The organism is Actinoallomurus sp. NPDC050550 (assembly GCF_040655075.1).
Lineage (GTDB): Bacteria > Actinomycetota > Actinomycetes > Streptosporangiales > Streptosporangiaceae > Actinoallomurus.
In genome coordinates this window covers 92235-112331 of record NZ_JBFAJC010000016.1, presented here as the reverse complement: position 1 = coordinate 112331, position 20097 = coordinate 92235, and the positions used below count along the sequence as shown (strand labels likewise).

Below are 20097 nucleotides of genomic sequence, written 5' to 3'. Positions count from 1 at the left end.
CGCGACGTGGATGCGGCGCGCCTTCGCGATGGCCGGTGCGGTCACGGTCACCTTCACCGCAACGCCTGTGGCCGGGGCGACTCCTCAGCCCCGGAATGAGGAATGGTGGTTCTCCACCTGGGACATCCAGAAGAAGGTCTGGCCCCTTACGACCGGCCGAGGGATCACTGTCGCGGTGCTCGATACGGGGGTGAACGCGAAGCTTCCCGATCTGGCAGACGTTGTTCTCCCCGGGACCGACCTGACGGGGCGTAAGGACGACGGCCGCATCGACTTCGACGCAGCGGGCGGTGGTCACGGTACCGGGATGACGGCTCTGATCGCGGGTCAGGGGCCGACGATGGTGGGTGTAGCACCAGGAGCCAAGATCCTGCCGATCACCATCTCCCGCGAACATGCGAACTACAGCAGTACCGACGCTCAAGCGAAGGGGATCCGGTACGCCGTCGACCACGGGGCCAAGGTGATCAGCATGTCCACCGGCGGCATAAGCCCAGATGGACCGCTGCGGTGTGATTACTACCTTCAGGGCGCCGTGGATTATGCGATCAAGCATGACGTCGTCCTGGTCGCCGCAGCCGGGAACGATGGAGACACCACCAACGCGCCGGCCTCTCCAACGGCATGTCCGGGCGTCGTCGGCGTCGGCGCCGTCGACTATCAGGCGAGACCGTGGGTGCAGACCGCACGACAGCCCTACGTCGTGGTCGCTGCGCCTGGGGTGGACACCGGGTCGATGGGTAGAGCCGGGGTGTTCAGCAACAGCTCTGGGACCAGCGGGTCGACCGCGCTTACTGCAGGAGCGGTGGCGCTGGTGCGAGCGAAGTTCCCGCAGATGTCGGGACAACAGGTCGTCCAGCGGATCATCGCATCGGCACTTGATACCGGGCCTCGCGGAGTCGATCTCCAGACCGGCTATGGCCTGCTCCGCCCGTACCACGCCCTCATCGACCGGGTGGCAGCCGACGCGCCGAATCCGGTCTACGACCGCTGGGACAAGGCACAGCGACAGAGTGGGATGACCACCACGCCGTCCACCAAACCATCCTCCATCCAGTCGGTCGTTGCGAAGCCGCATCGAAAGTCCGGCGGCTCATCTTTCATCCGGTACACAGTGGCAGGACTCGTGATCCTGTCACTGGTGGCCGGGGTCGGTGTGGTCGTCTTTCGCCACAGACGGGAAGTCCTCTCATGACGGTGGAGGGTGGGAGATGGGAAGGCAGAAGAAGTCACTGCCGCCGGGCTTCGGCGTAAAGCTGAATCAGCTTCAGAAGAGGAGCAAGCAGGATCTGCGAAGGCAGGTCGCTTTCGCCGTATTCTTCTTCACTGCGTTGTTCCTGGTGCCCGGCGTTGTGACGTTCACGAGCGGCGCATCGCCTGATCTTTCGGTCCATAAGCTCCCCGCTTGGGGATTGTTGGTCGCCATTATTGGCCTGATGATTGGTGGCGACGTTCTCGCGGCGATGTCCATAAGTGGAGCCAGAGACGAGCATCGCAAGAACCGTCTGTGTCTGGTCGCATTCTGCCTTGTAGTGGCGGCTTATCTCCTGATCGCGGTGTTCGCATCCGTGTACACCTGACGCACGAGACTTGGGAGTAGGGGTATTGGATGGCCACTCTTTCCGTACGGCCGACTGATCTCGAGCACTACGGCGCCTTGGTCTCACGTGTCGGGGTCGCTGCGAAAAAAGCGCAATCGTACGTTGATGAGCACGGAGCAGACTTCGGCGGCGCGTCAGGGCGGATTTGGTCTATTGTTTCCCGCTCAAACGACGGCGCCATTGGCGCTGTGAACAAGATGCTCGGACATCTTGAAGAGATTGCCAACGCATCCAACGGTGGTCTGAGGAATGCGGCAAACTATTATCGGACGACAGAACATGACACTGCTGTCAAGGTTGATGCGACATATCCGGTGAAACGTCGCGCATTGTCGGAAAAGGATCTCACCCTTGCCCACTATGAGGATCTGACCGGCAGTCCGCTCGCGACCCACAACTTTGTGGATACGAACAATGCGCTCGCCACTCTCGTAGAGCCCGATACCACGGAACTTGGGCCGTTCGAGAAGTTCGTCAATAACCCTGGTGGTGTCTTCGACTATCTTAGTCCGTCGAATGCGGCGTGTAAGGTCATAGAGCTCATCATCCATCACGACCCGATTGAGTGGTTCTTGGAGTGGTTCGACGGTGATTGGAAGAAATGCTACGAGTGTGGGGGTGCCCTGGAAAACGTCGGGAAAATGATGGGGGCGATCTCCATTAATACGGACCGTGGCGCCAACGAGCTCCACAACCTGTGGCTGGGCAACGCTGCTGATTCCGCATGGGACTACTTCGACGGGTTGAGTGATGCAGTCGGTGAACAGCAAGAGGTGCTATCTCAACTTGGCGAGAGATACAAGGTAACGGCCATGGGAATCTGTCGGCTCCAAGAGACGGCCGCTGGGATAATTAAGGGAATGATCGACGCCGCCCTGATCGCGTCGGCTGCGGCGGCGGGTGGCACGGTTACGGTCGAAACCGGAGCGGGGCCTGCTATCGCCGGCATCATCTCCGGCGTCGAGGCGGCGCGCATCTGGGAGATGTGGGAACGCGCAAAGATGATTCCCGAGAAGGCGACCCAGGTCGGCAACAGCTTCGTGGGGTTTGCTCAATCGGCCTCTTCGAAGACCGCCAACTTCGCTAAGCATCCGCTGCCTAAGTCTGGATATAAGCCTCCCATGAAATAAGCGAACTATAAGGGAGCTGATGTGTCGTCTGATAACGATGCACTATGGGCGGAGTTGATGGATGTGGCGGGCGGTGACCCGGCGCGCGCCGCACTTGTGAGATCGAGCCTCCGAGGCATTGCCGCTGCCCCCTCGCAAAGTGCGCTAAGGGAGATGGCGCGAGACGTACTGGCTGGACGTTCCGGATTTCGCGAGGCCGCACTATCGGAGGCATATGGCCCGACTTTTACGAGGGCATTCCATGTCTTCTGTTCGCATTATGAGCAATCTTCAGAGAGTAAGCGGCGAGAGATCGTTGCCAAGGGGAACATCATTCTCGAGAAGATCAGAGAGCGGCTGTCCGAGGAGAAGGATTAAAGGGCTCCGGGAGGTCGAAGCTCAGGCCGCGCAGGTGTAGGAATCGACCATGATCTTCATCCGCGCTGATGGCCGGGTTTGGCCCTGGAGACGACGGCGTCACCCCTTCGAGGGATGCGCGAACCCGCCCATGGGACGATGCGCGGCGTCCCCGGCCCCCGGACGATGGGCGGGAGGTGATCTTCATGAGATGGAAGCTCGTCACATGCGCGGTGGCGTCGCTCACCGCCCTCCCGGTCGCTCTCACGGCGCCTGCGGAGGCCGCGCCGACCGGGCGGTACCACGCCGAGATCCGGCGGACCGCGTACGGCATCCCGCACATCAAGGCGGCGGACTACGGCGGTCTGGGATTCGGGCACGGGTACGCGTTCGCGCAGGACAACCTGTGTGTGATGGCGTCGCGGCTGGTCACGCTGGCCGGTGAGCGGTCACGGTACTTCGGACCCGACGCCCAGACCGACGATCCACTGGCGCACGCGTCGAACCTCGCCAGCGACGTGTACAACCAGGCGGAGCTGCGGTCCGGCACCGTACCCAGACTCCTTGCCCAGCCCGCGCCGCTGGGACCCACGAAGGAGGTGCGCGAGCTCGTCCGCGGGTACGTCGCCGGCTACAACCGCTATCTCCACGACACTGACGTCTCCCGGATCCCGGACCCGACCTGCCGCGATGCCGCGTGGGTACGGCCGATGACGGAGCTGGACGTCTACCGCGACATGTACCACACCACCCAGCTGGAGGGCGCAGAGCAGGCCATCGAGCAGATCGCCACCGCCACCCCGCCGTCGGCGGGCCGGAGCGCCCACGCGAAGGTCCCCGTACTGCCGAAGGCCGACGCGGGCAGCAACGCGTACGGGCTGGGCCGGGACGCGACGCGCGGAAAGGGCGGCATGGTCCTGGCCAACCCGCACTTCCCCTGGAACGGCCTCGGACGGTTCTACCAGGTGCAGCTCACCATCCCCGGCAAGCTGAACGTCAGCGGCGTCGCGCTGTACGGCACGCCGCTCGTCCAGATCGGCCACACGCAGCATCTCGCCTGGAGCCACACCGTCTCCACCGCCACCCGTGCCACGCTCTACCGGCTGACGCTCGCACCCGGAGACCCCACCGCGTACGTCGTCGACGGGCACCGCGAGGCCATGACCAAGCGCACCGTGACGGTGCCGGTCCGCGGCAAGGACGGAAGCGTCAGCAGCGTGACCCGGACGCTGTACGACTCCCGGTACGGGCCCGTGCTGGCGGACGGCTGGACGACCACGACGGCGTACGCGATCCGTGACGTCAACGCCCGTAACGTACGGGCGATGAACGCCTGGCTCGCCATGGGCCGGTCCGACAGCGTCGCGCAGCTACGGAAGGCGCAGGACACCTACCAGGGCATGCCGTTCATCAACACGATCGCGGCGGACTCGACCGGGCACGCCTACTACGCCGACGCGTCGGTCGCCCCGCACGTCACCGACGAACAGCTGAAGACCTGCGCCGTCCCCGGCCCGGATCTCGCGCTCGACGGCTCGACCTCCCGCTGCGCGTGGGGCAGCGACCCTGACGCGATCGAACCCGGCATCTTCGGCCCCGCCCACACGCCGCGCCTGTCCCGTACGGACTACGTGACCAACTCCAACAACAGTCCCTGGCTGGCCAACCCCAACGCACCACTGACCGGATTCCCGCGGATCTTCGGCGACACCGGCACCCAGCGGTCGCTGCGGGCCCGGCTGGGCCTCGACATGGTCAAGCAGCGGCTGGCCGGGACCGACGGGCTCGGGCCGCGCGGATTCGACCTGGAAAGCCTAGAGCGGACCACGCTCGGCGACCGTGACCTGAGCGCCGAACTGCTCCGCGACCAGCTGGTGGCGTACTGCCGCGCGCACCCGACGCTGACCGCCACCAACGACTCGAGCGTGGACGTACGGGCGGCGTGCCGGGTGCTGGCCGGCTGGGACCTGCGCACCGACACCGGCAGCAAGGGGGCCGTGCTGTGGCGCGAGTTTCTGGCGGCCGCGCAGGGCCCGGACGGTCTGTTCCGCACGCCGTTCGACCCCGCGCATCCGCTCATCACTCCGCGCGACCTCGACACGGCGAACCCGGCCGTAGGCCGCGGCCTCGCCACCGCCGTGCAGCGGATGACGGCGCTGCGTGTGTCGCTGGACGAGCCGCTGGGCTCGGCGCAGCGGAACAACGGCATCGGGATCCCCGGCTGCCCGGGCGATGAGGGCTGCTTCAACGCCATCTACCCCGGCAGCGAGCTCCAGGCCGGCGGCACCTACCCCGACGTGGCGTTCGGCTCGAGCTTCATCATGGCCGTGTCCCTCACCCCGGGCGGGCCGCGAGCGTCGACCATCCTGACCTACTCCGAGTCGGCCGACCCGACTTCGCCGCACCACACCGACCAGACCCGCCTGTTCTCCCGCAAGCAGTGGGTGCCGGAGCGGTTCACCGACACCGAGATCGCCGCCGACCCGCAGTACCGCACCACCCGCGTCACCGGCTGACGCTCGAACGCCGCTCCGGAGGCCGAGTTCGTACTGCTGACACCGGGAGTTCCCGGCGGGCTGCGGAACCCGCCCGGGTGGACGCTCGCCTAGGAGCAGTGTCACGGACGCCCTGTCGCCTCATACTCCGCGACAGGGCGTCCGCCGTTCTCGCGGGTGAAAAGCGATCCCGGCCGCGTAGGTCCACTGTCCTCAACGGCTGATCCGGCCGTCCGTTTTCCGCTGGTCTCTCCCGCTATGAAAGGGACTCGTGCCGGCTGCTAGCAAAGCTATCGACTCTGAGTCAGATTTCATCTATCTTGCACGAGTTGTGCTGTCTGGGGTCCGGTGTCTGGCTTCGTATCGGGGGTCGACATTGCCGAACGGACGGTGCTCGGGCGACGCATCGACCCCGGCGGCTTGAACACGAGGGGTTCTTTCATGGACGGGCGGATCCAGGCCGAGCTGGCAGCGTTGTCGAAGGGGGAGGCGGCTTTCGAGGAGGTCCTGGCAGCGGTGCGGGGACTGCTGCATGAGCTGGACAGGGGCCTGTCCAGGCACCTGGCGGAATGGGACGGGGACGCCAAGGCCGCGTACCGGCGGGCTCACAGGGAATGGCGGGCGGCAGCAGATGACATGGCCGATTCGCTAGATGACCTCAAGCAGGTGATCGGTGTCGCTCACCGCAACTATGGGCGGTCCATCAGGGCGAACCTAGCGATGTGGCACGGAAGATGACAGGCCAGAAGCCATCTACGCCTTCCGGCCCGCCTGCCGCGACACCAGGATCTGAACCACCCATTGTCGCGCTTGCCCAGGGACGACGCCCGACATCAGTACCTCCCGCCATCGCGGCTCGGGTGGACATCACCCCGGAGACGGTCGATAAGGCGGCGGGAAACTTCGCGGTCGGACAACAGGACCTGATAAACGCCTACCGGAAGCTGTCGCAGCGACTGCAGGCCGCTTCCTCGATGGCCGGGGACGACAAGGCCGCGCACCAGTTCGCCACGGTCTACCAACCGGCAGCCCAGGCCGCCTACCAGGCTTTCCACACCGCGATCGAAGCGCTCGGCGGCACGTCGCTGGGATTGACTCACACGATCAACAACCATCTGGGCGCCGACCATCACTCACGCGCCGACAAGCCCGCGGGTCCGCCGCCGCGATACCCACAGCACCAGGTGTCGACTGCCTTCACGGTCGCTGGCTCTCCTCCTGTGGTCACCGGGTTCAATTGGGCGCCCTCGACTACGATCCCCCGCCTGCGCGTCAAAGTTCCCCAACTGCCTGGCTGGGTCGCATCGGCCATCGGCGACTCCCCGAACTGGCCACAGGGCAACGACCACCTGCTCGACGAGGCCGGCAACGCCTGGCAGGAGGCGGCCCAGGAGATCGGCAAGGTCGCGTCCTGGCTCGACTGGACCATCTCCACCATCCTCGATCCCGCCGACAACACCGAACACGCCGCGGTCAGCAACTACTGGGCCAGCCTCTACAAGCCCGGCGACTCCACCACGGTGCTGTCGGGGTTGTCCACCATGTGCCAGGCCCTGGGAGGCGCCTGCCACGACTATGCCGCCACCACCCGCAAGGCCGCCGACATCGTCGCCGCGGAAACCATCGCCGAGATCATCATCCTGCTTGGCGCCGAATTCGCCGGACGACTCATCGGCCGCGCACTGCGCCCCGTACTCGCCCGCGTCGGCGCCTTCATGCTCCGCTCCGTCGCCGGCATCGCCGAACGCTACGCCATCCGCGCAGCCCTTGCTGATCTCGGCAAGGCCATCGCGAATACGAAAACTGTCAAAGTTATCCAGGCGGCCTTCGACAAGACGGTCGCGAAGAAACTCGGATCCGCACTGGAAGCGGAACGTCAGCGCCTGATCAAGGAGTTGATGGAGAGCGGTGTCAAATGTACACCGGAGAGTATCGTCATCATAGGACGTGATCCATCTGGCCGGATCGTATTTTTGGAAACAGGAAATTCTAGGGCTGGCTTGACGCATATCATTAAACGCCATGGCGCCGAGTTCGCCTCAAAGGGTATTCCGGAGAATCAGGTGCCTGAATTCTTGATGCATGCGATCGCCGAGGGAACTCAGGTAGGCATGCAGCGAACTCGTTCGATCTACGAAGTAATGTTCAATGGTAAGATGTACAAAGTTGCCGTTCAGGTCGGCAGTAACGGCTTTATTGTGGGAGCGAATATGCGATGAGTGATCCAAGAACAGTCATCCGAGTGATGACAGACTATGGTTGTTATCCTTTGTGGGTGACCTATCCCGATGGCGATCTAGAGAATTCATCTCCAGAGAGTTTCTCTATATCGCGCGAGCTTGCAGATTCGCTGAACGAATGGGCCGGAGAGTATGACGCGATCTTGAATGAAGATGATCCAGTGTCGTCCGGATTTGCCACTCCCGAAGATGAACAGAGCTTTAACGAGCGAGGCCGCACGCTCGCCGAACGATTTGCGCAGGAGGTAGGGCCGAAATACAAGGTCGCCTATTACGATATGCTTGAGTCAAAGGACATCCCGGTCGGCGCTCAGGAATAAGCGGACCACCTGCGCGTTAATGTCGTCGGCGTTAGCACCCAATAAACGTGCGGATCTCGGAGATTGAAGGCGCCAGCATATCGGTGTCGGTCGTCCCATTGCGGGGTCGCCCTGCCCTGCCCTGCCCTGCTTGCCGCCGGATGAGCATGGTTCGCCCCTTGCTGCCAGTGCATGACGGTATGTCTGTGATGGGCGGCGTCGAGGACGGTGCCAGCGGCGCATCGCGGCATTGTGTGAGACGAATGCGAAGAATAGGGGCCTGTTCAAGTGTCCAGGAATGCGCACGTCTTCGTCGGGGGTTCCTCGTCGGTTTATGAGGTTGAGTTGGTCGTGGGGCGTCAACTTTGTGGGGAATTCTCAATCGGTCTCGAGGGTGACCTCCGGCTCATGCTTGGTCAGACGGCCGTCAATCTCGGCCTTCATGAGTTCGATGATGGGGATATGACTTACGGTGGCCGAGATATTCTGCTAGCCACGGATCTTCCGATTTTGCTTGAAGTGCGTGACTTCGACAAGGATTACGGTCGGCACAACTCGATAGCGCTTCAGATTTTCGATGCCGTAGAATCTGTCGGCTGGTGGGCTGTCGCCACCGATGGCCTCCAAACGATCTTGGCTGTACAGGAATAATTGTTCACCGCTGACGGGTCACTCGGGCGGCGCTGCCGCTGCCGACATCTCGTACGGCTCGGCGGGGTGGTGCGCGACGTTGACCTCAACCCTTGTTGAGATCGTACGGTCCTCCACGACGGCAAAACGATCCGCCTTGGGGGAAATCTCATGATCCTGGTCACTGGAGCGACCGGCAATGTCGGCCGGCACCTTGTCACTCGGCTGTCGGCGGCGGGCGTTCCGGTCCGCGCTCTCACCCGCGATCCCGAAACGGCGGTCCTCCCTGAGGGAGTTGCGGCCATCGCAGGGGACCTGGCCGATCCGGACAGCCTGGAGGCTGCGCTCAAAGATGTCGAGTCGGTGTTCCTCGTCTGGCCGTTCCTCACGGCCGAACAGGCGCCCGGCGTGCTCGAGACGATCGGGCGGCACGCGCGTCGCGTCGTCTACCTGTCGTCCCTCGGTGTGGACGACGACGCCGAGCGGCAAGCCGACCTGATCAATCAGTTCCATGCGGACATGGAGCGGCTCATCGAGAAGAGCGGTCTGGAGTGGACCTTCCTGCGGGCGGGCACGTTCGCCGCCAACGCACTCGGCTGGGCCGAGCAGGTTCGCGCCGGGGACGTCGTCCACTATCCCTTCGACGGCGCCAAGGCGATCATCCATGAAGCCGACATCGCAGCCGTGGCGGCCCGAACGCTCACCGAAGACGGACACGTCGGCGCGAAGCACATCCTGACCGGGCCGGAGGCGCTGACCACGGTCGAGCGCGTACGAACCATCGGTGAGGCGATCGGTCGTACGCTGCGCTTCGAGAAGACTCCGGCCCGGGCAGCGCGGGAGCGGATGCTGGCCGACGGGTGGCCTCCCACGCTCGTGGACGCCCTGCTGAGCGCGCCTGACGACCAGCCGGCCGTGGTCACCTCCACCGTTGAGGAGATCACTGGAGCACCGGCGCGGACGTTCCGCGACTGGGCCGTCGAACACGCCGATGCCTTCCGCTGAGCCCTCTTCCGATCGCCTCGACGATGAGGTGGAACCGCTGGCCGCCCGTCTTCGCCTCCAGGGATGAACGTTGTCGGGGGTTGCGGGCCCGCGCCCGCCACCTCCCATCGCCGCGGCTCCTCGTCCCGGTAACCGCCTCTTCCCAATCCGGCCCGGGGACGAGGAGCGCGGACGTTCAGCTGCGGCGGGGCCGGTCGGGGCGTGGTTGCCTTCTGTCGGAACGGTTTCGCGCCGTCGGCTGCTCAGGCTTGGCCGCTTGAGGGCGGCCGGGCGGTGGGGTCTCCGGCCGGCCTCGTGCTGGTCACGAAGGGTGAGTTGACGAGTACCGTCCGGTGCGCTTCAATAGGACCCATCGCCCCACTTGCCTAGGCGAGTGGGACCAGGCCCCATCCATCGGATGGGGCCTTGGATTTTTTCACCACTTGATGGGGCGTCGTATTTCGCCGTTGCTGTCGTGGATCGTGTCTGGAAGCTGACAGGAGCGCAGTGCGCTCTCGCGAATCTGCCTGAAGTACGTCGGGTGTGCTCGCTCCAGCGCAATGCTGCGTTTGTAGGGGCGGTGCGGATTGGCGACTCCGACGGGCAATTCAAGCTCGTGGCAGACCAGCCGGATGGGCTCGGCGAGATCGGCGTCGTTCGTGATGACGAGGGCGGCTTCGAAGTCCCTGCGGAACGCATCGGCGAGAAGATGGGTCGCCAAATTCACGTCGGAGCCCTTCTCTTCGGTCTTGATCACCTGAACCGTTCGAGGACCGTATGTCGGAGGGTTCGCCAACGGCATCCGTTTTGTCGTCTGCTGGAAGCGGCCCAGGTGTATCGCCAGGTGAGGGATTGTGGCCAGTGCGCGCAAGTAGTACTGCTGCCGGTTGTGTCCGTGGGGATCGTTTGGCCTTGGGGAGATTTGTGCCGTGAAGTAACGAATGCGGTTGATCTGGTGCCTCGGCTCCAGTCGCCGGGTAAGGGCATCAAGATCGAGCCACTTGTACGGCGTCCCTTTGAGGCAGCCGTAGTAAAGGTTGAACCCGTCGACGTAGACGTTGACTAACATGCGGTGATGGTATCGTCACCGAGCGTTAATTCGTACCTGTGTTCGAGGCAGTCAAGGCGAGTCGGCTCGTGGTCGGCACGCCAAAGCGCCCAAACGAGAAAGATATTCGGATCTATCGCTCAACCGGGCAAATCTCCGCGTCTCGGGATTGGCGGTGCGGATCGCGGTGGTCCGCGCCGCCGAATGAGAGGTAATGGCCGCTGAGCCGTCCGCGCGCGGTTGCGAGCGACTTCGGGCCGCCTGTGGCCGGACCGCTCTCAGCGTCCCGATGCCGGGGTTACGTTGGCGGCGGCGACCCGACCGGCAGAGGAGTGACGATGTCCGATGAACGGCCCCCGGCGGCCGAGCCCCCGGTGCCCGAGATCGATACGACGGTGCCGCATTCGGCCAGGATCTTCGGGTACTGGCTGGGCGGGAAGGACAACGATCCGGTGGACCGGGCGGCCGGAGACCGGGTCCGGGAGCTGTTTCCGCAGATCGTCGACCTGGCGCGGGTCAGCCGGCAGTTCCTCGGCCGGGTCGTCCGCCACCTCGTCGCAGAGGCGGGGGTCCGGCAGATCCTCGACATCGGCTCGGGCCTGCCGACCGTCGACAACACCCATGAGGTGGCGCAGCGGGTGGCGCCCGAGACGCGGGTCGTGTATGTGGACAACGACCCGCTGGTGTTCGCGCACGCCCGGGCGCTGCTCACCGGAGCACCCGAGGGCACGACCGAGTTCGTCCACGCCGACGTGCGCGAGCCGGAGGAGATCCTCAAGGCCGCGGCACGGACGCTCGACTTCGACCGGCCCGTCGCGGTCATCCTGATGGGGGTCCTCGCCCACGTGGCGGACTACGACGAGGCCCGGTCGATCGTACGGAGGCTGCTCGACCCGCTTCCGTCCGGTAGCCACCTCGCGGTCCGGGACGGGACCGATACGGACGAGGCGTACGTCGAGGCCACCCGTCAGTACGCCGCCGGCGGCGCGGTCCCGTACAACCTCCGCAGTCCGGAGCGGATCGCCGGGTTCCTCGACGGCCTCGAACTCGTCGAGCCGGGGGTGGTGTCGTGCCCGCTGTGGCGGCCGGAGACGACGTCACCGGTGCCGGTCGAGGAGGTGCCGGTGTACGGCGGTGTCGGCCGGAAGCCCTGACCTTCCTACCGTTTGCGGCCCATGCCGCCGAGCGTCTCGACCCGGGGCGGAAGGCCGAACGGACTGTGCTCGGGACGCCACTGGGATACCGGGACCACGCCGGGCTCCAGGAGTTCCAGGCCGTCGAAGAAGCGGGTGATCTCCTCCGGCGAGCGGAGGTTGTACGGGACCGCGCCGCCGCTGTTGTAGCGCTGGTGCGCCTCCCGACGCTTCGGGTCGGTGTTGGTCCCGTCGTTGAGCACCAGGTAGCTACCGGACGGCAGGGCGTCCAGCAGCCGCCGTACGATCCCGCGCGGGTCCTTACGGTCGTCGACGTGGCCCATGATGCCGAGCAGCATCAGTCCCACGGGGCGGTCGAAGTCCAGCGTCGCGGCGGCGGCCTCCAGGATGCGGTCGGGGTCGCGCACGTCCGCGTCGATGTAGTCGGTGGCGCCCTCGGACGTGCTGGTGAGCAGGGCACGGGCGTGCGCCAGCACGAGGGGGTCGTTGTCGACGTAGACGATCCGCGTCTCGGGGGCCACCCGCTGGGCGATCTCGTGGGTGTTGTCCACCGTCGGCAGGCCCGTGCCGATGTCGAGGAACTGCCGGATCCCGACATCCCCCGCCAGGTAACGGACCGCGCGGGCGAGGAAGTGCCGGACGGCGCGGGCGGCGTCGACGATGCCCGGGAAGATCTCCCGGAACTCATCGCCGGCCTGGCGGTCGACGGGATAGTTGTCCTTCCCGCCGAGCCAGTAGTTCCAGATCCGGGCCGAGTGCGGCACGGTCATGTCGATCTCGGGCGGGGCCTGCCCGTCGGACGGCGACGGGGCGGTTCCGGGGGCCTGCGATTCGGGCGCTTCGTCGGTCACGGGGAAGACCTTTCCTCGATGCCGCGGGGAGGATGCCGTGGGGCAAACCGACCAATCCGGTTCGCACGGCCGAGGCTATCGTGAGAGGCTTCGAACGCGATCAATGTCGGTGACGGACTGTGGAGCGGAGAGACGGCATGGTCACTGTCCCCCTCGGCGGTGGCGTGGCCGACAGCGCTCTGCTGGCCTATCGCCAGGCCGGCCCGACGGTGCTGCGGATGCTCGTCGGTGCCCAGCTGCGCCGGCTGCGCGAGGCCCAGGGCCTCACCTGTCAGAGCGCCGGAGCGGCGATCCACGCGTCGCACTCCAAGATCAGCCGCCTGGAGCTGGGACGGCGGGGTTTCAAGCAGCGCGACGTCGCCGAACTGCTCACCCTCTACGGCGTGGAGGACGAGGCCGAGCGCGCGACACTGCTGACTCTCGCCGAACTGGCCACCGCGCCGCCGTGGTGGCGGGAGTACGCCGACGTCGTCCCCCGCTGGTTCGAGGACTACCTCGGGCTGGAGCAGGCCGCAAGCGTCATCCGCACCTACGAGGTGCAGTTCGTGCCCGGTCTGCTGCAGACCCCCGACTACGCCCGGGCCGTCGTCCGCCTCGCCCACGGCGACTACTCCGAGGCCACCATCGACCGTCGCGTCGCGCTGCGGATGAAGCGGCAGCGGCTCCTGCTGGACCGGGCCAACCCGCCCAAGCTCTGGGCCGTCATCGACGAGGCGGCGCTGCGCCGCCCCATTGGCGGCGCAGCGACCATGCGGGCCCAGCTCCAGCACCTTCTCGAGGTCGCCGAGCTGCCCAACGTGACGGTCGAGGTCATGCCGTTCAGCGCGGGCGGCCATGCCGCGGCCGGCGGCCCGATCACGTTGCTGCGCTTCCCCGAGGACGACATCCACGACGTCGTCTACCTCGAGCAGCTCACCAACGCCGTCTACGCCACGAAGACCGCGGACGTCGACCACTACTGGCACGTCCTGAACCGCGTTGTCATCGAGGCCGAGCCGCCGAACGCGAGCGTCAAGATGCTCCAGCGGATCCTCCGCGAGACCTGATCAGGTCGACTTCCACTTCACGTTGCCGCGGACGTAGCCGGTGACGGAGTCGACCCAAGAGCGGCCGGACTGGACCTTGAAGCAGGTGCCCTTCGCCAGCCTGTGCGGCTGGTTCAAGGTGTACCGGTGGTTCTTCGTCTTCAGCGTCACCCACTTGGTCAGGCCCACCTTGCTCTTGCAGGTGACCAGCCTGATCCCGATGCTCCCGCTGCCGGTCCGGGCGATCATGACGACCTGGAGAGTGCCCGGCTTGGTGACGGTGTAGACGTTCCTCGCCGTGCTCTTCTTGAAGGGGGCGGGGTGGAACGGGCCCCAGTTCCAGTCCCCTACGGCGGCCGTGCCGACGGACTGGTCCGGAGTGGCCGCCGAAGCGGAGGTGGCGGACAGGGCCACGGTGGCGGCACCGACGGCGATCGCCACGGCGGCGGACTTGAGGTACGGCATCATCGGCCTTTCACTCGGCGAATTGCTTGACTGACGGCGCATCCTCGCAGTGGATCATCGTGGGAGGTAGAGGCTCAGAGCCCATTCCCAGGGTGGTGAGATGGGGCGTCGGTCCTAACGGCTCACAGGGAGATGACGGCCTGGACGCAGGCGCCGGCCGGTGGTCCGCCGGTGACCACGGCGACGCCCGACATACCATGCGACTGAACGGGGGTTCCGGGGTCTCGATGCGAACACTGCTGATCGATAATTTCGACTCCTTCACCTACAACCTCTTCCACCTGCTGGCCGAGGTGAACGGACGGCCGCCGGTGGTCGTGCACAACGACGTCGACTGGTCGACGCTGGACCCACGCGACTTCGACAATGTCGTCATCTCGCCCGGCCCCGGACGTCCGGACCGTGAGCGGGACTTCGGGGTGTGCGCCCGCGCGATCCGTGAGTGGGACCTGCCCCTCCTCGGCGTGTGCCTCGGCCATCAGGGGATGTGCGAGCTGCTCGGCGGCGTGGTCGAGCACGCTCCGGAGCCCGTGCACGGCCGGCCGTCCGCGATCCACCACACCGGGCGGGACGTGTTCGCCGGGATTCCCTCGCCGTTCACGGCCGTGCGGTACCACTCGCTGGCCGTGACCTCGGTGCCGGACGAGTTCGAGCCCGTCGCCTGGACGGCCGACGGCGTGCTCATGGGGGTACGCCACCGGACGCGGCCACTGTGGGGTGTGCAGTTCCACCCGGAGTCGATCGGCACCGAGTACGGCCGCGAACTGCTCGCCAACTTCCGCGACCTCAGCGGCCCTTCCCTGCCCGGCCCGGGTTCCCGGCCGATCCCGGCGGTCGCTGCCGCACCTCGGCCGGAGTCGGTTCCGGCGGATGCCGCGTCCAGCTCCGAGCCGGTCCCGGTGGACGCTGCCGCGCCCCGGCCGGAGTCGGTCCCGGGCGACGCCTCCGCGCCGAGGCCCGAGTCGGTTCCGGTGGATGCCGCCGTGCCCAGGTCCGAGTCCGTCCTGGGGCGTGCCGCCGTTCCTCGGCCTGAGGCGGCGGTTCCGGTGGACGCCGCCGTGTCCCGGTCCGCTTCGCCGTACCGGCTCGAGGTGCGGCGGCTCGACCAGGTGCCCGATCCGGAGACCGCCTACCGTGAGCTGTTCGCCGGCCGTCCGCGGAATTTCTGGCTCGACGGTGCGGCCGGAGCCGAGGTCGGGTCGCGCTTCTCGATCATGGGCGACGGCACCGGGCCGCTCGCGGAGTTCGTCACGTACCGGACGCGTGAGCGCACCGTACGCGTGCACCGCGCGGATCGGCCCGTCGAACTCGTATCCGGGCCGTTCCTCGACTACCTCGACGCCCGGCTCCGGGAGCGCGCCCTGCCTCCGGACGAGCGACTGCCGTTCGACTTCGCCCTCGGCTACGTCGGCTACCTCGGCTACGAGCTGAAGGCCGAGACCGGCGCCGCCGCCGTGTACGACGCTCCGACGCCCGACGCCGCCCTGCTCTTCGCCGACCGCGCCGTCGTGATCGATCACGTGGCGGATTCCTGCTTCCTGCTGTGCCTCGGCGAGGGCGACGACGACCCGCGGGCTGCCGCATGGCTCGACGCCACCGAGGCCCGGATCCGCCGCCTGCCCGCCGGAGGCGTACACCGGCCGCCCGCACCTGACCTCATGTCGCCCCCAGCCGATCGCCTATCGTCCGCCGCTGAGGTTGAACCGTCCGCAGCTGATGGCCTGTCGTCCGCGGCTGACGTTGTGCCGTCCGCAGCTGATCGCGTGCCGCCCGCGCCGGGGCGAGTGCCGTCCGTGCCGGGTCACGCGCCGGCCGTGTCGTACGCGCTGCGGCACGGTGAGGAGGCCTACCTCAAGCGGATCGCCGAGTGCCACCAGGAGATTCGTGACGGCGAGTCGTACGAGATCTGCCTGACCAACATGGCCGTCACGCGGGCGGCCGTCGATCCGCTGCGAACGTACGGGTTCCTGCGCCGGATCAGCCCCGTGCCGTACGGCGCACTGCTGGACTTCCCGGGCGTCGCGGTGCTCAGCGCCTCGCCGGAACGCTTCCTGAAGGTCGGTGCCGACCGGGTGGTCGAGTCCAAACCGATCAAGGGCACGCGGCCGCGCGGCGCGACGCCGGAGGAGGACGCGGCGCTCCGCCGCGATCTGCGCGACAGCGCGAAGGACCGGGCGGAGAACCTGATGATCGTCGACCTGGTGCGCAACGACCTGGGCACCGTCTGCGAGGTCGGCTCGGTCCACGTACCGCGCCTGTTCGCGGTCGAGTCGTTCGCTCCGGTGCACCACCTGGTGTCGACCGTCCGGGGCACGTTGCGGCCGGGTGTCTCGGCGGTGGACTGCGTACGGGCGGCGTTCCCGGGCGGGTCGATGACCGGGGCGCCGAAGCTGCGCACCATGGAGATCATCGACCGGCTGGAGGAGGGGCCGCGCGGCGTGTACTCCGGGGTGCTCGGCTGGTTCTCCCTCAACGGCGCCGCGGACCTGGGCATGGTCATCCGTACGATCGTGATCACGCCCGAGGCGGTCGGCTTCGGAGTGGGCGGTGCGATCGTCGCGGCGTCCGACCCCGCCGCGGAGTTCGAAGAGACGCTGGTGAAGTCGCGGGCAATGGCCGCCGCGCTCGGCTTGAGTATCGCCATGGGTTCCGATTGAGTCATCGAGATCAGCCGTATGAGGCGAAATCGCACCATTTCCTATGACTGATCGTTAAGATCACAGCAACGGCCGTGACCTTTGAGTCCATGGGCGCACCACTGCCGGGAGAGGTCGATGCTGTACGGACGTTCGGGCGAGCAGCAAAAAATCTCGCGGCTCTTGGACTCGGCCCGATCCGGCCGAAGCGGGGCGCTGGTCCTGCGCGGTGCGGCGGGCATCGGCAAGTCGGTCCTCTTGACGCAGGCCGCCGCCGAGGCGACCCGGATGCGGGTGCTCCAGGTACGGGCGGTCGAGTCGGAGAGCGAACTCCCGTTCGCCGCCCTGCAGCTCCTCCTGCGGCCCGTGCTCGACCGTGTCGACCGGCTGCCCCCCACGCAGGCCGAGGCGCTGCGCAGCGCGTTCGGGCTCGGCGAGGCGTCGATCCGCGACCGGTTCCTCATCGGCTTCGCGGTGCTGACCCTGCTGTCCGACCTCGGCGAGGACCGTCCCGTCCTCTGCCTGATCGACGACGCGCAGTGGCTCGACGGTGCCTCGACCGACGCGCTGACGTTCGCCGCACGGCGTCTGGAGGCCGACGCCGTCGCGATGATCTTCGCCGTACGGGACGACGCGCCCGCGCTGACCGGCGCCGACATTCCGGAGCTGCGGCTCGGCCGGCTCACCCCGCAGGCAGCCGAGGATCTGCTCGCGCAGTACGCCGGGGACCTGGGCCCGCAGGTCCGCCAGCGCCTTCTCCAGGAGGCGGCGGGCAACCCGCTCGCGCTCATCGAACTGCCGAACATGCTCACCCCTGACCAGCGATCCGGCCGGCTGGGACCCCTCACGTTCGCGGTCGACGGGGCGCCCCCGTCGAGCCGGGTGGAGGAGGCGTTCCAGCGGCAGATCAATGGCTTCCCCGAGGCGGCGCGGGACATGCTGCTCGTCGCCGCCGCGGACGACACCGGAGACGTCGCGGTGGTGCTGGGCGCGGCCGAGCGGCTCGGGGCCACCCCCGCCGACCTCGAGGCGGTGGAGCGGGCCGGCCTGCTCCACGTGTCGGCGACGGCCGTGGCGTTCCGGCACCCGCTGATCCGGGCGGCCGCGTACCAGTGCGCGCCGTACGCCCGGCGGGTCGCCGCGCACCGGGCGATCGCCGCCGTCCTGGAGCGGGCCGAGGACGCCGACCGGCGGGCGTGGCATCTGGCCGCCGCCGCGACCAGGCCGGACGACCAGGTCGCCGACGAACTGGAGAGCGTCGCCCGCCGAGCGCAGAAGCGGCAGGGCGCGGCAGTGGCGTCGGCGGCGTACGAACGCGCCGCTGAACTCACCTCCGACCCTCGTCGTGCGGCCTGCCGGCTGTCCGCCGCCGCGGAACTCGCGGTCCAGGCCGGGCAGTTCGGCCGGGCGACGGCCCTGGCCGACCAGGCCCTGCCGTTCGCCGACGACCCGAGGCCCCGCGCACGCATCGACCGCGTTCGCGCCTCGGTCGAATTCGAGCGGGGGTCTCCGGGCTGCGCCGGGCGCATCATGGTCGAGGGAGCCCGGCGGCTCGCGACCTTCGACGCGACGGGCGCCGCCCACATCCTGCACCAGGCCGGCCGGAACGCATCGTTCGCCGGCGACGCCGAACTCGCCCGGGCCGTCGTCGACGGCCTCCTGGAGATCGGTGAGGACACGGTCGCGCGCGGCATGAGCACGGTGGCGGCCGTGCTGGCGGACGAGGTCGTCGACGACCTCGGCCCGGTCCGGGACGCGGTCGCGTCCCTGCGCGCGGCGCCCGAGGACGACATGGACCAGCGCCTGCTCGCCGTGTCCCTGAGCCTCATGGCGGGCAACGAGGTGGCCGCCGTCGAGCTGGCGGCCGCGGCCGTCACCCACTGCCGCGAGCACGGCCTGATCGGGGTGCTGCCCCAGGCGCTCGCACTGCTCGCCCAGGCCCACATGTTGCGCAGCCGCCTCGACGAGGCCGCCTCGGCCGCCGCCGAGGCCCTGGCCGTCGCGCGCGACACCGGGCAGGCCCACCGTGTCGAGTACCTCGGCGGCGTCGTGGCCTGGCTGGCGGCGATCAAGGGTGACGACGAGCTCTGCGACCGGCTGGTCCGGGGCGCCGACGGGGCGGGCGAGGCCGGCCGGGTGATGGCGTCATGGGCGTCGGGCCTGCTGCACCTCGGCCGCCGCCGCACGTCGCCGGCCCTCGAACGGCTCGCCCTGATCTGGAACGGAGGCCGCCGGCACCAGACCGTCGCGCTGTACGCCGCCCCCGAGGTGATCGAGGCGGCGGCCCGCGCCGGACGGCCGGATCTCGCCGAGGAACCGATGTACCGGCTCGACCGCTGGGCCACCGCGATCGGGCGGCCGTGGTCCGCGGCGGTGGTGGCCCGGTGCCGGGCACTGCTCGCCCCGGACGACGAGGCCGAGCGGTACTACGCGGAGGCGGTGCGCCTCTACGCGCATGAGGTGATCCCCGACCAGCCCTTCCAGCACGCCCGCGCCGAACTCCTCTACGGGGAGTGGCTCCGCCGGAAGCGGCGCCGCGCCGAGGCGCGCGAACACCTCCGCGCGGCCTTCGAGATGTTCGACCACCTCGGCGCCGCGCCGTGGGTCGAGCGTGCCCGCGCCGAGCTTCGCGCCTCCGGTGAGGACGCCGTCTCCGCGACCCCCGGCCCGGCCGGCCTGCTCAGCCCGCAGGAGAGCCAGGTCGTACGGCTCGCGGCGGCGGGCCTGTCGAACCGGGAGATCGGCGCCCAGCTGTTCCTGAGCCCGCGCACGGTCGGCAACCACCTGTACCGGGCGTTCCCCAAGCTCGGCGTCGGCTCGCGCAGCGAGTTGAGCGAACTGGACCTGAGCGCGCTCGGCTGACGCCGCGACCCGAACAGCCACGCTATAGCGACCGTCCGGCGGTCGTGTCATCCGCGTGGTTTTGGCCGTACGAGGGCCCGACGGTCGCGCCGTCCGTGCAGCTTCGGCCGCGCGAGCGTCGGGCGGTCGTGTCATCCGCGTGGTTTTGGCCGCGCGAGGGCCCGGCGGTCGCGCCGTCCGTGCAGCTTCGGCCCCGCGGTCGCGCCGTCCGTGTGGCATCGGCCGAGTGAGCGTCGGCGTCGCGTCGTCCGCGTGGCTTCGGCCGCGCGAGCGCTTGGCGGGCCGTACGCGGGGAGCCGGGGCGCGTCGGACCCGCGCGGCAGCGGACCCGGCCACGCGAG

General features: G+C 67.8%; 16 protein-coding genes. 13 read left to right on the top strand and 3 right to left on the bottom strand.

Features of this window, described 5'->3' with window-relative positions; genetic code table 11:
* Nucleotides 1-10 precede the first annotated feature (10 nt).
* The 9 genes from AB0I04_RS23080 to AB0I04_RS23040 all read left to right on the top strand — a co-directional run bounded on the left by AB0I04_RS23080 (nt 11) and on the right by AB0I04_RS23040 (nt 9736).
* Nucleotides 11-1195 (top strand): S8 family serine peptidase, encoded by a 1185-nt coding sequence (locus tag AB0I04_RS23080; RefSeq protein ID WP_360887737.1) that lies wholly within the window; start codon nt 11-13, stop codon nt 1193-1195.
* Nucleotides 1196-1211: 16 nt separating this feature from the next.
* Nucleotides 1212-1580 carry a hypothetical protein gene (locus AB0I04_RS23075; protein ID WP_360887734.1) on the top strand — a complete coding sequence of 123 codons (369 nt, stop codon included), beginning with the start codon at nt 1212-1214 and terminating at the stop codon, nt 1578-1580.
* Nucleotides 1581-1609: 29 nt separating this feature from the next.
* Entirely contained in the window at nt 1610-2731 is a 1122-nt protein-coding gene (locus AB0I04_RS23070) for a hypothetical protein (RefSeq protein ID WP_360887731.1), read from the top strand.
* A 542-nt stretch (nt 2732-3273) separates the two neighbouring features.
* Nucleotides 3274-5583 carry an acylase gene (locus AB0I04_RS23065; RefSeq protein ID WP_360887727.1) on the top strand — a complete coding sequence of 770 codons (2310 nt, stop codon included), beginning with the start codon at nt 3274-3276 and terminating at the stop codon, nt 5581-5583.
* 420 nt (nt 5584-6003) lie between these two features.
* A complete protein-coding gene (locus AB0I04_RS23060; protein ID WP_360887724.1) occupies nt 6004-6300 on the top strand; it encodes a WXG100 family type VII secretion target in 297 nt (98 codons plus the stop codon).
* A gap of 122 nt (nt 6301-6422) precedes the next feature.
* Nucleotides 6423-7781, top strand: a complete 1359-nt coding sequence (locus AB0I04_RS23055) for a hypothetical protein (protein WP_360887723.1) — start codon at nt 6423-6425, stop codon at nt 7779-7781.
* 56 nt (nt 7782-7837) lie between these two features.
* Nucleotides 7838-8122: a hypothetical protein gene (locus tag AB0I04_RS23050; protein ID WP_360887720.1), complete on the top strand. Its 285-nt coding sequence runs from the start codon at nt 7838-7840 to the stop codon at nt 8120-8122.
* Nucleotides 8123-8509: 387 nt separating this feature from the next.
* On the top strand, nt 8510-8752 hold the full coding sequence (locus AB0I04_RS23045) for a hypothetical protein (protein ID WP_360887718.1): 243 nt from the start codon (nt 8510-8512) through the stop codon (nt 8750-8752).
* 150 nt (nt 8753-8902) lie between these two features.
* Nucleotides 8903-9736, top strand: a complete 834-nt coding sequence (locus AB0I04_RS23040; protein ID WP_360887715.1) for an NAD(P)H-binding protein — start codon at nt 8903-8905, stop codon at nt 9734-9736.
* Nucleotides 9737-10151: 415 nt separating this feature from the next.
* Here AB0I04_RS23040 and AB0I04_RS23035 read toward each other — a convergent pair whose 3' ends face one another.
* A complete protein-coding gene (locus tag AB0I04_RS23035) occupies nt 10152-10784 on the bottom strand; it encodes an NYN domain-containing protein (RefSeq protein WP_360887711.1) in 633 nt (210 codons plus the stop codon).
* Nucleotides 10785-11101: 317 nt separating this feature from the next.
* Here AB0I04_RS23035 and AB0I04_RS23030 point away from each other — a divergent pair, with 317 nt between their 5' ends.
* Complete coding sequence (locus AB0I04_RS23030; RefSeq protein WP_360887708.1) at nt 11102-11917, top strand: SAM-dependent methyltransferase; 816 nt, start codon at nt 11102-11104, stop codon at nt 11915-11917.
* A gap of 5 nt (nt 11918-11922) precedes the next feature.
* Here AB0I04_RS23030 and AB0I04_RS23025 read toward each other — a convergent pair whose 3' ends face one another.
* The gene (locus AB0I04_RS23025; RefSeq protein WP_360887705.1) at nt 11923-12768 is read right to left on the bottom strand and encodes an SAM-dependent methyltransferase; all 846 of its coding nucleotides are present in this window, start codon (nt 12766-12768) and stop codon (nt 11923-11925) included.
* A gap of 137 nt (nt 12769-12905) precedes the next feature.
* Between AB0I04_RS23025 and AB0I04_RS23020 the strand changes: the two genes are divergently transcribed.
* The gene (locus tag AB0I04_RS23020) at nt 12906-13814 is read left to right on the top strand and encodes a helix-turn-helix transcriptional regulator (protein WP_360887702.1); all 909 of its coding nucleotides are present in this window, start codon (nt 12906-12908) and stop codon (nt 13812-13814) included.
* Here AB0I04_RS23020 and AB0I04_RS23015 read toward each other — a convergent pair whose 3' ends face one another.
* Complete coding sequence (locus AB0I04_RS23015) at nt 13815-14261, bottom strand: hypothetical protein (protein WP_360887699.1); 447 nt, start codon at nt 14259-14261, stop codon at nt 13815-13817. It abuts the gene before it with no gap.
* 224 nt (nt 14262-14485) lie between these two features.
* On the opposite strand from AB0I04_RS23015, the gene pabB reads away from it, so the two are divergent.
* Entirely contained in the window at nt 14486-16915 is a 2430-nt protein-coding gene (pabB, locus tag AB0I04_RS23010; protein ID WP_360887696.1) for an aminodeoxychorismate synthase component I, read from the top strand.
* Nucleotides 16916-17032: 117 nt separating this feature from the next.
* Nucleotides 17033-19756, top strand: a complete 2724-nt coding sequence (locus tag AB0I04_RS23005; RefSeq protein ID WP_360887693.1) for an AAA family ATPase — start codon at nt 17033-17035, stop codon at nt 19754-19756.
* The last annotated feature ends 341 nt before the right edge of the window (nt 19757-20097 follow it).